Genomic DNA, 13,290 nt, shown 5'->3' on the forward strand with positions numbered 1-13,290 from the left:
GCGGCGCGGACGAGAAGACGACGTTCGCGGGGGCTTGACGCTTGACCTTAATCGATTTCTTGACGTTGCTCAGCGACGTGACCCTTGTGATTGCCGTCCTGGGACTTCTTTTCGTCGGCGGCGGATTTCTGGCGCTCATCGGCATCAATGTTTTCGAGCGGCTCACCGGCAGGAAACTTGGGCGCCCGCTTCGTCATCTCATTCTGACAGACGGCGACCTGCCTCATGTCCTCGTGCAAATTCCCGTTTTCAATGAGCCAGAAACAGTCGTCGGCGCCTTGCGCTCGGCCGCCGCTCTCGACTGGCCGCGGGACCGTCTGCACATTCAGCTGCTCGACGATAGTTCGGACGAGACGAGCGTTGTCGCGACGCGCGTGATCGGCGAGCTGCATGACCGGGGCTTCGACGTCCTGCATCTGCGCCGCGGCGACCGCTCGGGCTATAAGGCGGGAGCGCTCGCCGCCGGGCTCCTGCATTCGAATGCCCCCTATGTCGCGGTGCTCGACGTTGATTTCCGTCCTCCGGCGAATTGGCTGCGCAAGGTCATGCCGGCTCTCATCGCCGATCCGAAGGCGAGCTTCATTCAGTCGCGCTGCGAATTCGCCAATGCGAGCGCCAACTGGCTGACCAGAGCGCAAGGGCTGATGCTCGATGCGCATTACGTGCTGGAGCAGGCGACGCGTTATCGCGCCGGCTGGCTGTTCCAGTTCAACGGCACCGCTGGCGTATGGCGGCGCGCCGCCATCGCCGCCGCTGGAGGCTGGTCGTCTGATTCGCTGTGTGAGGATCTCGATCTCACCGTGCGCGCGGAAATAGCCGGATGGCACGGGCTGTTTTCGATGGACCCTCCGGTTCCCGGCCTTGTTCCCGATCAGGTCAAGCATTGGCGCGTCCAGCAGAGGCGCTGGTCGAACGGATTCGTGCAGGTCGCCCGCAAGCTGATGAAACAGATCTGGACGTCGGACTGGTCCGTGCGCCGCAAATTCTCGGCAAGCTTCCTGATCCTCGTCCAGGCTTTCTATCCCTGCGCTGCGATCGCGACAGGAGCGCTTCTCGCAAGCATCATGTTGCGGGCGGGGGATCCCACCGCCTATCTGCCGATCATCAATGTGATCGCCGCCTTGATCGCGATTGTCGCCATCGGCATGACGCTGACGCCCTATATGGTGTTGCGGCGCGGCTCCGTGTCTCGTTACGTCGCGACGCTTGCCTCGCTCACCCCTCTCATGATTTTCGTCAGCCTTTCCAATGCGCCTTCGATTCTGAAAACCGTTTTCGGCGCCGCCGACACCTGGACGCGCACGCCGAAATCGGTATCGATCCCGGTTGCGCCGACTGATCCGATCCGGCGCTTTTGAGCAATCCGCATGCCGGCGCGTCCGGCAAGCAGAGATCTGGAGCTTTTGCGCGTAGTCATGTAGAGCAAGTCCTTCACATGATGTGAGCAGGAGCGGTCTTGAATGCGATTGAGCAATGTGATTCGCGGCGCCCGAATTGGCTTCGCCGCCGCCGCGGCGCTCGGACTTAGCGGTCTTGCCGGCGGGGCCGCTGCCGATTCGGGCGGTCTGCTGAACGGCTTCAACAACTTCAACTGGAAAGAATTCTTCACCTATCACGGGTCGAAGGATAAGCAGGAGCAGCAGCAGCAGAAGGAACACCACCTCTTCTGCCCGGAGATCCTCGTTCTCGACGGCACGGCCGCCTCCCAGGTGCATGCCGGCACGCCGCCGACCAACATGAATCTGCGCTATCAATATGCGCTCGGCGACGTCGTGCGCGAATGTTCGCAGCAGGGCGACCAGCTTGCGATCAAAGTCGGCATCTCCGGCAATGTGCTGCTTGGGCCAGCCGGATCGCCGGCGAGCTTCAGCGTGCCTTTGCGCGTCGCCATCGTCGACGCCAAGGACAATGAGCCCGTCGTCACGAAACTCTACCGGGTGGCCGCGACCATTCCCGCGGGGCAGGCGCAGACCGAATTCTCGCTTGTGACCGAGCCGCTGCTGGTTCCGTTCACGAAGGATCACGCCGACGATGATTACACCATCAAGGTCGGCATCGACGAAGGGCCGGAAAAGCCGGCTGCGAAGCACAAAGAGTGAAGCGCCGACGATCGATTGGGTGTTTTCGCGTGCCGGGCAAGGCGTCCGAGTCCGCAGCATGTCAGTGCTCGGCGCGGGTCTGATTTTGCGTCGCACCATTGACAAAAGACAGGCGCGCGCCGATAATTAGCAGTCAAATATATCCCAGCGGAAGAGTCCGGCTCTCTAATTGGAGAATCGGCGCCGAAGGCGCAACCGCCCCGGAAACGCTCAGGCCCATGGACCGCTGGGAAGATGACGCTCTGGAAAGCGATTTTTCGCCTTGCGAAAGATCCACCGACGGACGCAACTTCGCACATGCTAGAGGCCGCAAGGCCGAGGCGGTCGCGAAGGAACACTCTCAGGTCACAGGACAGAGGGGGCTTAGGGCTATGCACGGCGCTTGCCGGGCGTAGCGTCTTGGCATCCAGTCCGGGGACCCTATGACCGTTCATCTTTCCGTCGCAGCGCTTGCGCAAACGCCGCTCCACGACCTGCATCAGGCGCTTGGCGCGCGTATGGTGCCTTTCGCCGGCTACTCGATGCCGGTGCACTATGCCCCAGGCATCATCCAGGAACATCTTCACACGCGCGGCCACGCGGGCCTCTTCGACGTCTCACATATGGGGCAGGCGATCCTTGAAGGGGTCAACGCCGCGACTCGCTTTGAAACGCTGGCGCCGGGCGATATCGAGGCGCTGCGTCCAGGGCAGATGCGCTACACGCAATTGCTCTACGGCGACGGCCATATCCTCGATGATCTCATGGTCACGCGCCTTGCCGACGCCGTGGGCCGAGAGCGCCTCTTTCTCGTAGTCAACGCCGCGTCCAAAGCGGCTGACTTTGCGCTGATCGCCAGCGCCCTGCCTGACTGCGCGCTGACGATTCTCGACGACAGGGCGCTGCTCGCCCTGCAGGGTCCACGCGCCGCCGCGGCGCTGGAGCGCCTTGCATCCGGCGTTTCGCGTTTGACATTCATGTCTGCGGCCGAGTTCGAGACAAGGGGCGGCGCTTTCAGAATTTCCCGCTCCGGCTATACGGGCGAGGATGGTTTCGAGATTTCCATGTCCGCCGCCGCCGCGCCCGACTTTGCGAAAACCCTGCTCGCCGATCCTGAGGTCTGGCCGATCGGGCTCGGGGCGCGCGATTCGCTCCGGCTCGAAGCCGGTCTTTGCCTTTGCGGCCATGACATCGACGCGACGACGGATCCCGTCGAGGCCGGGCTTTTGTGGTCGATCCCGAAGCGGCGGCGCGAGCAGGGCGGATTTCCTGGATATGCGCAGATCGCCGAAGCGATCGCGAAGGGCCCCGTCCGTCGCCGCGTCGGCTTTCTCGTTGAGGGCAAGGCGCCCGCGCGGGAAGGCGCTGAGATCGAGACGCCGGAGGGGCGTGCAATCGGCCGCCTGACCTCCGGCGGTTTCGCGCCAAGCCTCGGGCGCCCGATCGCCATGGGTTATGTCGAGGCTAAGGCCGCCAAAATCGGCGCGCCTGTTCATTTGATCGTTCGCGGCAAGTCGGCGCAGGCAAAGATCGTATCGATGCCTTTCGTGCCGCATGCCTATTTCAGGGGAGTTTGATGTCGACCACGCGTTACACGAAAGACCATGAATACATCCGAGTCGACGGCGGCGCGGCCGTTGTCGGCATCACGGACTATGCGCAATCGCAATTGGGCGACGTTGTTTTCGTCGAGCTTCCGACGATCGGCAAGACCGTCGCGAAAGGGGATGAGGCCGCGGTCGTCGAAAGCGTCAAGGCTGCGAGCGGCGTCAATGCTCCTGTCTCCGGCGAAGTCGTCGAAATCAATCAGGAGCTGGAAGAATCGCCCGCGCTCGTCAACGAAGACCCGACCGGCAAGGGCTGGTTTTTGAAGCTGAAGCTCGCCGACGCCGCCGAGCTCGACCAACTGCTCGATGAGGAGGCCTACGAAGCTTTCGTCAAGACGCTGTCTTAAGAACGCTTTTCCACCCGCCGCGCGACCACCAAAGATCGTAACCCGATTGGAACTCCATGCGCTATCTGCCCCTAACTCCCGAAGACCGCTCCGCTATGCTGGCGCGCGTCGGCGTCGACAAGATCGACGTCCTGTTTGAGTCAATTCCCGCGAACAAGCGGCTCTCCCGCAATCTCGATCTGCCCCTGCGCCGCGCCGAAATGGACGTGCAGCGCCTGCTCTCCGGCATGGCTTCGAAAAACCGCGCCGCGGGGTCGGGGCCGTTCTTCGTCGGCGCCGGCGCCTATAAGCATCACATTCCGGCGAGCGTCGATCACCTGATCCAGCGCTCGGAGTTTTTGACGAGCTATACGCCCTACCAGCCGGAGATCGCGCAAGGCACGCTGCAGGCGATCTTCGAATTTCAGACCCAGGTCGCAGCCCTGACCGCCATGGATGTCGCCAACGCGTCGATGTATGACGGTTCGACCGCGACGATTGAGGCCGTGCTGATGGCTCATCGCATCACGAAGCGGCGCAAGGCCATCCTGTCCGGCGGACTGCATCCCCATTACGCCGAAGTGGTGCGCACCATTTCTCGGATGACCGGCGACGAGGTTTCGAGCCTGCCGCCTGACGTGCCGGGCGTCGAAAATCTCGGGGCCGAGATCGACGCCGGCACGTCCTGTGTCGTCGTGCAAAACCCCGATGCTTTCGGCAATCTGCGCGATCTGTCCGGCCTCGCCGTCATCTGCAAGGCGCAAGGCGCCCTCCTGATCGTGGCCTTCACCGAGGCGGTTTCTCTCGGCCTTGTCAAGGCGCCCGGCGAGATGGGCGCCGACATCGTCGTCGGCGAGGGTCAGTCAATCGGCAACAGCCTCAATTTCGGCGGTCCTTACGTCGGCCTCTTCGCCACACGCTCGAAATATCTCCGGCAGATGCCGGGGCGGCTCTGCGGCGAGACCCTCGACGCGGAGGGGCGGCGCGGCTTCGTGCTGACGCTCTCGACGCGGGAGCAGCACATCAAGCGCGACAAGGCGACCTCCAGCATCTGCACCAATTCGGGCCTCTGCGCGCTGGCTTTCACCATTCATATGAGCTTGCTCGGTGAAGCAGGCCTGAGGCGCCTCGCGAAAATAAATCACGCCAACGCCGTCGATCTCGCGGACCGCCTTCGGCGCGTCCCGGGCGTCGAAGTTCTCAATCAGTCCTTCTTCAATGAATTCACCGTTCGCGTGCCGGTCCGGGCCGATGCGCTGATCGAGCGTCTCGCGGAAAAAGGCGTCCTCGCCGGCGTTCCGGCCTCGCGCTTATGGCCGGGCGAAAGCCTCGACGATCTCATTCTCGTCGCCTCGAGCGAAGTCAATACGGACGAAGACCGCCGGGCTTTCGTCAAAGCTCTGAAAGGAGCGCTGTCATGCTGAACCGCCCGGAACATCCGCTTGAGGCGCGTGACTCATTTCACGGCGCGAAGACATTCACCTCCAATCGCGGCCTTGAACTCGAGGAGCCGCTGATTTTCGAGATCGGCCGGCCCGAGACCACGGGCGTTGATCTCGACGAGCCGGAGCCTTTCGAATCGCGGCTCGGCGTCCTGGAGCGCCATTCGCCGATCGGTCTGCCGGGGCTCAGCGAGCCGGAGGCGGTGCGCCATTATGTGCGCCTTTCGCAGAAGAACTATTCGATCGACGCAGGGCTCTATCCGCTCGGCTCTTGCACCATGAAGCACAATCCGCGCCTCAACGAGGCGATGGCGCGGCTGCCGGGCTTTGCCGATATCCATCCGCTACAGCCGCAATCGACCGTTCCGGGGGCGCTGGAGCTGATCGGCGAAGTCGCCCGCTGGCTGATGACGCTGACGGGCATGCCGGCGATCGCCATGTCGCCAAAGGCCGGCGCGCATGGCGAGGCCTGCGGCATGATGGCGATCAAATCCGCCATCGCGGCCAAGGGCGAAGCCTCGACGCGAAAAATCGTGCTTGTGCCGGAATCGGCGCATGGCACCAATCCGGCCAGCGCGACCCTGATCGGATTCGATGTGCGCCCGGTCCCGGCTGGCCCCGACGGCAGGGTCGATCTCCAGGCGTTCCGCGCCTTGCTTGGTCCAGAGGTCGCCGCCATCATGCTGACCAATCCAAACACCTGTGGATTGTTCGAGAGCGACATTGTGGAAATTGCCGACGCCATGCATGCGGTGGGCGCTTATTTCTACTGCGACGGCGCCAATTTCAACGCGATCGTCGGCAAGGCGCGGCCGGGCGATCTTGGCGTCGACGCTATGCATATCAACCTGCACAAGACCTTTTCGACCCCGCATGGCGGCGGCGGCCCCGGCGCCGGACCGGTCGTGCTCTCCAGGCGGCTGGCCCCTTTCGCGCCCGCGCCTTTTCTGCGCCAGGAGGAGGGCGGGCTTCGTCTCGTCGAACACACGGGCGGGGATTCGCAATCCTTCGGCCGCATGACGGCGTTCCATGGCCAGATGGGCATGTTCGTGCGGGCGCTGAGTTATATGGCCTCGCATGGGGCGGACGGCCTGCGGCAGGCTTCGGAAGACGCCGTCCTCAGCGCAAATTACATTCGCGCCAGCCTCAATGATCTGATGTCGCAGCCCTTCGGCGACGCCCCTTGCATGCATGAGGTCCTGTTCGATGACGCATGGCTGAAGCCGACAGGCCTCACGACGCTCGACTTTGCCAAAGCGATGATCGACGAGGGCTATCATCCGATGACGATCTATTTTCCGCTCGTCGCGCATGGCGCCATGCTGATCGAGCCGACTGAGTCGGAATCGAAGGCTTCCCTCGATCTGTTCATCGCGACCTTGCGCGACCTCGCTCAGGCGGCCCTCCGGGGCGAGACGGAGCGTTTCATCGGCGCTCCGATCCATGCGCCACGCCGCCGGCTCGATGAGACGAGAGCCGCGCGCAATCCCGTCCTCAAATGGACGAAGCCAGCGCCGAAATAGGCGGCCTCACCTTTGCCAAGGGCAACAAGAGCATGGTCGATTGAAATCGATCATGCTCATTTTTTTGGATCGCCGATTTTGAATGGCGTCGAAGCGTGACTTGAGGGCGCCGCGGGCCTTTGTTCGTTCCTCGAACAGCTCTGCGAGCCTTTCACGACCGAATGATTGCAAGGCGGCGCAGTCCCCGCAGGCGGAATGCGCGGCCTTCGAGCCGGGTTACTTTTTCTTTCCGGACGTCCCCGTCTTCAAAAGGTTCGGAACGGCGGTTTCCTTCGGCTTTTCCTTCTTCGGCTTCTTGGCTTCGCGGTTGCTGCGCACTTGACCCTTTGCCATCATGAATCTCCTTCCCGGAGGATGCTGCCGGCGCGCTTGCCTCGCAGGGCGCCCAGCGCCAATCAAATGCGCCCCGCATCTGAATCTGTCCAGCCGATACGGTTTTGAAAGGCTTGTTGCTTAGCCTTTCATTTAGTTCAATCGCGCCGGGGCCGCGTCACCTTGCCTCATGATCGATTCGCGAGCGCAGACGTTACCGGGAGCGCCCGAATGTGATCCACCAATAAATTTGACGTATTTGTCAAAAATAAAAGAACGTCGAATCAAGGCTCTCGCCTCTGATCCCGCTCTTTTGATCGGGCCGACCTCCTTTCGTGCTTGCGAGATAGGACAAAAACATCCATATACCATCCATGTGGATGGAGAACAGGGTATGGGCGCCGAAATTCATCGCTTACGTGACAAAGTGTGCGAGAGCGAAAAGATCACGATCAACCTTGGCTATGTGGACCTTGGCCATATCGATCTGCTTGTGCGCGAAGGCTTTTACTCCAATCGCACCGACTTGATCAGGACGGCGATCCGCAATCAGCTGACGCACCATGCGGAGGCCGTCAAACAAACCATTGTGCGGCAGACCCTCGAGATCGGGCTGCGGCATTACAGCAGAGAGGATCTTGAAGGGGTTAAGGCTGCGGGCGAAATGCTCAGCATCAAGGTCGTCGGCCTCGCTATCGTCGCCGATGACGTCTCTCCCGAACTTGCCTGCGCAACCATTGAGGCGATTACCGTCCTTGGGGCTTTGCAGGCGAGCAAAGCGGTCAAGACAGCGCTTGCCGACCGCATCCGCTGATTACCTTTTCGTCGTTTTTTTGGGCGAAGCAGACTTCCAATCTTGGCCGCGCATCTGAAAGGATCAAAAACAATGAAGTCCATTCTCGACGGCGCCATGCGCAAGGCCGCGGCTCTGACGTCACGCCAGAATTTGACCGAGGCGACAAAGGTCATTCAAAACGCCCTCTCGGGCGAGGCGTGGGGACAAAATGCGGATTCAGGCGCGCAGGCGCGAGAGGACAAGGGACAATCGAGGCTAGCCGCCGGCAATATCTGGAGCGCTCTGACGCCGCTTCAAAAAGAGCCCGTGCCGGTCGAAGCTTTGACGGAGACGGCGCGCAAAAGCTCGCCGATAGGCGAGATCATGCATCAATTGCAGAACGGATTCCTTTCCGGCGGCCTGCCGGAGCTCGGCTTCGGGTCGGCTTCGCACGCGCGCGCCGAACCGGGTTCTGCGACCTTCGACGGCGCGCAATTCCTCACGCGCACCTATTCCTGCGCCGCGGGTTCGCGAGATTATAAGCTGTTCGTGCCGAGCATGGCCGCAAGCGCGACGCATCGCGGGCAGGGCCTTCCGCTCATCGTCATGCTGCATGGCTGCAAGCAGGATCCCGATGACTTCGCTCTCGGCACAGACATGAATGCGCTGGCGGAGCAGTGCGGCTTCCTCGTCGCCTATCCAAAGCAGTCGTCAAGCTCGAATCAGATGGGCTGCTGGAACTGGTTCAACCGCAAGGATCAGGTGCGAGAATCAGGAGAACCGAGCATCATCGCCGGCCTGACGCGCGAGATCATGACGGAGTTCAACGTCGACGCCGATCAGGTCTTTGTCGCGGGCCTTTCCGCCGGGGGCGCTATGGCGGCGATTTTAGGCGCGACCCATCCAGACCTTTTCAGGGCGGCGGGCATTCATTCGGGACTGCCCTGCGGCGCCGCGACGGATGTTGCATCCGCTTTTACCTCGATGCGCCACGGCGCCTCGATGGAGGCCACGGCGCTGCCCGAGACCAACGTGCGAACCATCGTTTTTCAGGGAGCCGCCGATCGCACGGTCCATCCGTCGAACGCGGATCTGATTGTCGCCTTCGCCAGCGCTGGTCTCGACAGCGCCGTCGAGACCAAGCAGCGCGGCCGATCGGGCGGCGGCATCGCTTATGAGCGGACCGTCATCACGGATATGAGCGGCGTTCCACAGGTCGAATACTGGGCGGTAGAGGGTATGGGGCACGCCTGGTCGGGCGGACGCGCCGAGGGCTCGTTCACCGATCCGAATGGTCCTGACGCGTCGCGCGAAATGCTGCGGTTCTTTCTGCAGCATTGAGCGCGCAAGCCCGGCGTCGATGATGCGCGCCGGGCTTTGGCTCGCTTTGAAGCATGATGATTCCGCAGGGAACCATCGTGCTCATTATTTTTTGTTTTAACGCATGATGTCGGCCCGAAAAGTCTGCACCTTTTCGGCATGATGCTCTATTGCGTCAGCAGGGCGGCGAGCGCCTCATCGAGACCCTTCGACGGCACGGACAAGGACAGCTGCTCGCCCGCGGCGTTCTTGATCGTCAACCGGCCGGTTTGCGTCTGCGAACGAAAAGCCTGCATCTGGTCTTGCGACAGTTCGGCGTCGGCGAGGCAGGCGCTATTGAGACAGGATTTGAAGGGCAGAACAACGCCGGGTTTGGCCGGGTCGCTCGCGATCTCAACGCCGGGGGCCAGCGTCAGATTGGCTTGCACGATCGCGACGAGGCGCAAAGGCTTGTCTTTCGCAGCGCGGACGAAGGCGACCTTCGCAACCGGCGGCAATTGCGCCTCTGGCTGCAGCGAGACGTCGGCTTCGCAGCTTTCCTCTGATTCCCCTGGCGTCGTCGCGCAAATCAGCGTCCATGAGCCGAATATCTTCTTGTGGGGCGCGGGTTTCGGCGCGGCCTCGTTCTGCGCGACCTGCGTTGAGGGGGGCTGCGCCTGTCCTGCGGACGACCAGACGAGCGGGAGAAAGGCAAAGGCTATCAGGCTGCGGCGCATCTTCATCCGATCCAGAAATGTGCACGATGGCTTGTGGTGGGTCTTCAATCGATCGCGGGCGCGATCCTTTTGTCTTTAAGCACAATCTTTTTCGAAATGTCTGCTCCTTTCTGGAAGAGGCGAGCCGTCATCAGCCGTCGTCTTTCGTGCGGCGGCCGAAATCGGGCGCTGCGGTTTCCTGGCCTTGATCGATGATGCTGCGCCGGATTGCGCGCGTGTGCGTGAAAAGGCTCTGAAGACCCTCGCCATCGCCGCGCCTGATCATACGCTGCAGGGCGGTCAGGTCCTCGTTGAAACGCCCGAGCATTTCGAGCACGGCTTCCCGGTTGTTCAGAAAAATGTCCCGCCACATGATCGGATCGGACGCCGCGATGCGCGTAAAGTCGCGAAAGCCGCCGGCCGAAAATTTGATGACCTCCGATTGAGTCACTTCTTCGAGATCCGCGGCGGTGCCGACGATATTATAGGCGATGAGATGAGGCACATGGCTCGTGATCGCGAGCACGAGATCGTGATGGGCGGCCGCCATCGTTTCGACATTGGCGCCCGCGCCTTTCCAGAAGGCGGCGAGCCGCGCGACCGCCTTGGGATCGGCGCCTTCAGGCGGCGTCAAAATCGTCCAGCGGTTGAGGAAAAGCGTCGCGAAGCCGGAGTCGGGGCCAGATTCCTCCGTGCCGGCGACGGGGTGGGCGGGTATGAAATTGACGGACGCCGGCAAATGGGGCGCAACCGCCGCGACAATCGACGCTTTGACCGATCCAACGTCCGAGACAGTCGCCCCGGCCATCAGACGCGGTCCGATCTCTTCGGCGATTTCGCCCATCGCGCCGACTGGCGCGCAGAGAACTACGAGATCTGCGCCCTCGACGGCCGCGGCCGCGGTTTCCGCCACGTGATCGGCGATCGCAATGTCGCGCAGGCGCGCGCGGACCTTGCTCGAAGCGTCAAAAGCGACGATCTCCCGCGCCAGCCCCTTGCGGCGGATGACGCGCGCAAGCGACGAGCCGATGAGCCCGACGCCGATGATCGCCGCGCGTTCGAATAAAGGCTCGCCAAGCGCGGGCCCGAGACCGTCAACCAATGGCGTTTCCCTGACTGACGAAGTCGCGCAAACCCTCGACGACGAGCCGGTTCGCCTCCTCGGCTCCAACGGTGAGGCGCAGGCAGTGCGGCAGCCCATAGGCTCCGACCGTGCGCAGAATGAGGCCCCGGCTGGTCAGGAACCGGTCGGCGTCGGCGGCGCGCGCCGGGTCGGCGAAATGCAGCAGCAGGAAATTGCCGGCGCTGGGCGTTGTCTCGATGCCGAGCGCGCCGATCTCTCGCGCCAGCCATTCGCGCCATCTATCATTATGAGCGATCGCCCTTTCGATATGGGCTTCGTCCTGCAGGGAGGCTGCTCCCGCCTGAATGGCCGCGCCACTCGTGTTGAAAGGCGGCCGGATGCGGTTCAGCGCGTCGCAGACGTCAGCGGGCGCATAGCACCAGCCAAGACGGACCGAAGCAAGGCCATGGATCTTTGAGAATGTGCGCGTCACGACGACATTTTCCCGCGACGACACCAGATCCTCGCCCGTCGCATAGTCCGTCTGCGTCGCATATTCCGCATAGGCCGCGTCGATGACGAGCAGCACGTCGCGCGGCAGGCTGTCCGCCAGCCGTTCAACCTCCGCGACCGGCAGATAAGTGCCGGTCGGATTGTTCGGATTGGCGAAGAAAACCACTTTTGTGCGCGAAGTGACCTTTCCGAGAATGGCGTCGACGTTTGCGGTGAGGCGGGTCTCTTTGGCGACGACCGGCGCTCCGCCCGCCGCCAGTATGGCGATCTTGTAAACAAGGAAGCCGTGCTCGGTGAAAATGCCTTCATCGCCCGGGCCGATATAGGCGGAGGCGAGAAGATGCAGCAATTCGTCGGAGCCGTTCCCGCACACGATCCGCGCCGGATCAAGGCCGAATCTCTTGCCGATGGCGGCGCGCAAGACGCCCGCCGTTCCATCCGGATAGGCGTCGAGATGATCGGCGGCGGACCGGAATGCTTCTTTCGCCAAAGGCGAGGGGCCGAGCGGCGTCTCGTTCGACGACAGCTTGTAAACCTTGGCGACGCCGGGTGCCGAGCTTTTGCCCGGCACATAGGGGTCGATGCCGAAAACGCCCGCGAGCGGACGCGGACGCGCGCCCGCGTCGACGCTGGCCGTCACGCCCGCCGGCATCGCCTGTATCTTGGTCATGAAAACGAACTCCGATATAATTTCATCGTGCCGCCACGAAAGGCGTTTGCTGGCGTTGGGCCTCCGAGGCCTCGAAACGCGCCGCATGGCCGCCGACTTCGGCGATGGAAAGCTGGATCGCGCCGGCTTTGGTCAAAGTTTCGCGCAATTGCTGCGCGCTGACAGCGCCATCGGCGGCGACGAGAAGCGATGATCTGGCGCCGTCGGGCGCGGCGCCGACAATTTCGGCGCCGGGCAAGCCAAGATGCGAAGGCGGGGCGTCCCGCCAGCCGTCGCATTCGACGGCATAGAGAACCACGTCGCGCACGGCGGCTTCCGCCAGCGGCTGCGCGATGACGAAGAGCGGCATTCCCGCCGGGTGGTCAGGCCTTTCGACGAAGGGCAGGCGCGCGATGATTTTCGGCGCGCACGGCTCTCTTAGGCTTCGCCACCAGGGCCCCGATGCGGCATCGCCCTCGACGCGGACGAGACCAAGATCGCCCCTGGAGTTCGCCACCGCCGCGATGACGCTGTTAACGTCGGGATGAGGCGCGTAAGGCACGGTGAATCCGAAATGGAAACGGCAGCAATCGCGCATTTTGGCGTCGCCGCCCGAAATGTCGGCGTGGACGCTATAATTCGACTGCACATAGGTGAAGGTCGAGATGATGATGCGCCAGATGCTTTCGACCGTGTCGAGCGGCAAAAGCCCCTGATGGCGAGCGACGAGCCCGCGCATCATATCCGCCTCGCGCCCCGGCCGGAACGCCGAGCCGCCGCCCTGCCGCGTCTTGGCCTCGATCAGGCGGTGAATGATCTCGCCGCGCTTGATCAACAACTGATGAAGCTCGGAATCGATGCAATCGATCTCGACTCGGAGGTCGGCCAGGGTCTCAAGACGGGCGGGATGGGTCATGATCCAAGTCGGCTCGATGGGCGAATAGCCTCTCTTAGCGCATTTTTCGCCGGAAGTTCAAACAGGGGCGT

The 13,290-nt window shown here is 62.6% G+C and carries 12 protein-coding genes and 1 riboswitch; of the genes, 8 read left to right on the forward strand and 4 right to left on the reverse strand.

Annotated features, from left to right (window positions below; all coding sequences use genetic code 11):
* Positions 1–41: 41 nt before the first annotated feature.
* From SIN04_RS04775 to SIN04_RS04810, 8 genes are all read left to right on the forward strand, one after another.
* Positions 42–1,358, forward strand: a complete 1,317-nt coding sequence (locus SIN04_RS04775) for a glycosyltransferase family 2 protein (RefSeq protein WP_341264248.1) — start codon at positions 42–44, stop codon at positions 1,356–1,358.
* 102 nt (positions 1,359–1,460) lie between these two features.
* The gene (locus tag SIN04_RS04780) at positions 1,461–2,099 is read left to right on the forward strand and encodes a hypothetical protein (RefSeq protein WP_134486643.1); all 639 of its coding nucleotides are present in this window, start codon (positions 1,461–1,463) and stop codon (positions 2,097–2,099) included.
* A 138-nt stretch (positions 2,100–2,237) separates the two neighbouring features.
* Positions 2,238–2,335: riboswitch (glycine riboswitch) on the forward strand.
* A 186-nt stretch (positions 2,336–2,521) separates the two neighbouring features.
* Positions 2,522–3,655 carry a glycine cleavage system aminomethyltransferase GcvT gene (gene gcvT / locus SIN04_RS04785; protein ID WP_134486646.1) on the forward strand — a complete coding sequence of 378 codons (1,134 nt, stop codon included), beginning with the start codon at positions 2,522–2,524 and terminating at the stop codon, positions 3,653–3,655.
* A complete protein-coding gene (gene gcvH / locus SIN04_RS04790; RefSeq protein WP_134486649.1) occupies positions 3,655–4,032 on the forward strand; it encodes a glycine cleavage system protein GcvH in 378 nt (125 codons plus the stop codon). The genes gcvT and gcvH overlap by 1 nt, the downstream gene beginning before the upstream one ends.
* Positions 4,033–4,088: 56 nt before the next feature.
* Positions 4,089–5,435, forward strand: a complete 1,347-nt coding sequence (gene gcvPA / locus SIN04_RS04795; RefSeq protein ID WP_134486652.1) for an aminomethyl-transferring glycine dehydrogenase subunit GcvPA — start codon at positions 4,089–4,091, stop codon at positions 5,433–5,435.
* Positions 5,429–6,976 (forward strand): aminomethyl-transferring glycine dehydrogenase subunit GcvPB, encoded by a 1,548-nt coding sequence (gene gcvPB / locus SIN04_RS04800; RefSeq protein ID WP_134486654.1) that lies wholly within the window; start codon positions 5,429–5,431, stop codon positions 6,974–6,976. Before gcvPA ends, gcvPB begins: the two co-directional genes overlap by 7 nt.
* Positions 6,977–7,682: 706 nt before the next feature.
* Positions 7,683–8,102 carry a CopG family transcriptional regulator gene (locus SIN04_RS04805; RefSeq protein ID WP_134486656.1) on the forward strand — a complete coding sequence of 140 codons (420 nt, stop codon included), beginning with the start codon at positions 7,683–7,685 and terminating at the stop codon, positions 8,100–8,102.
* 72 nt (positions 8,103–8,174) lie between these two features.
* Positions 8,175–9,404 (forward strand): alpha/beta hydrolase family esterase, encoded by a 1,230-nt coding sequence (locus SIN04_RS04810; RefSeq protein ID WP_134486659.1) that lies wholly within the window; start codon positions 8,175–8,177, stop codon positions 9,402–9,404.
* Positions 9,405–9,550: 146 nt separating this feature from the next.
* On the opposite strand, the gene SIN04_RS04815 is transcribed toward SIN04_RS04810, so the two are convergent.
* From SIN04_RS04815 to SIN04_RS04830, 4 genes are all read right to left on the reverse strand, one after another.
* Positions 9,551–10,099, reverse strand: coding sequence for an invasion associated locus B family protein (locus SIN04_RS04815; RefSeq protein WP_166795848.1), 549 nt, complete (start codon positions 10,097–10,099; stop codon positions 9,551–9,553).
* Positions 10,100–10,229: 130 nt separating this feature from the next.
* Positions 10,230–11,180 (reverse strand): prephenate/arogenate dehydrogenase family protein, encoded by a 951-nt coding sequence (locus tag SIN04_RS04820; protein ID WP_244605674.1) that lies wholly within the window; start codon positions 11,178–11,180, stop codon positions 10,230–10,232.
* The gene (hisC, locus tag SIN04_RS04825) at positions 11,173–12,324 is read right to left on the reverse strand and encodes a histidinol-phosphate transaminase (RefSeq protein WP_244605675.1); all 1,152 of its coding nucleotides are present in this window, start codon (positions 12,322–12,324) and stop codon (positions 11,173–11,175) included. Before hisC ends, SIN04_RS04820 begins: the two co-directional genes overlap by 8 nt.
* A 22-nt stretch (positions 12,325–12,346) precedes the next feature.
* On the reverse strand, positions 12,347–13,219 hold the full coding sequence (locus SIN04_RS04830; RefSeq protein WP_134486684.1) for a chorismate mutase: 873 nt from the start codon (positions 13,217–13,219) through the stop codon (positions 12,347–12,349).
* Positions 13,220–13,290 lie beyond the last annotated feature (71 nt).

It is taken from the genome of Methylocella tundrae, assembly GCF_038024855.1.
Classification (GTDB): Bacteria; Pseudomonadota; Alphaproteobacteria; order Rhizobiales; family Beijerinckiaceae; genus Methylocapsa; species Methylocapsa tundrae.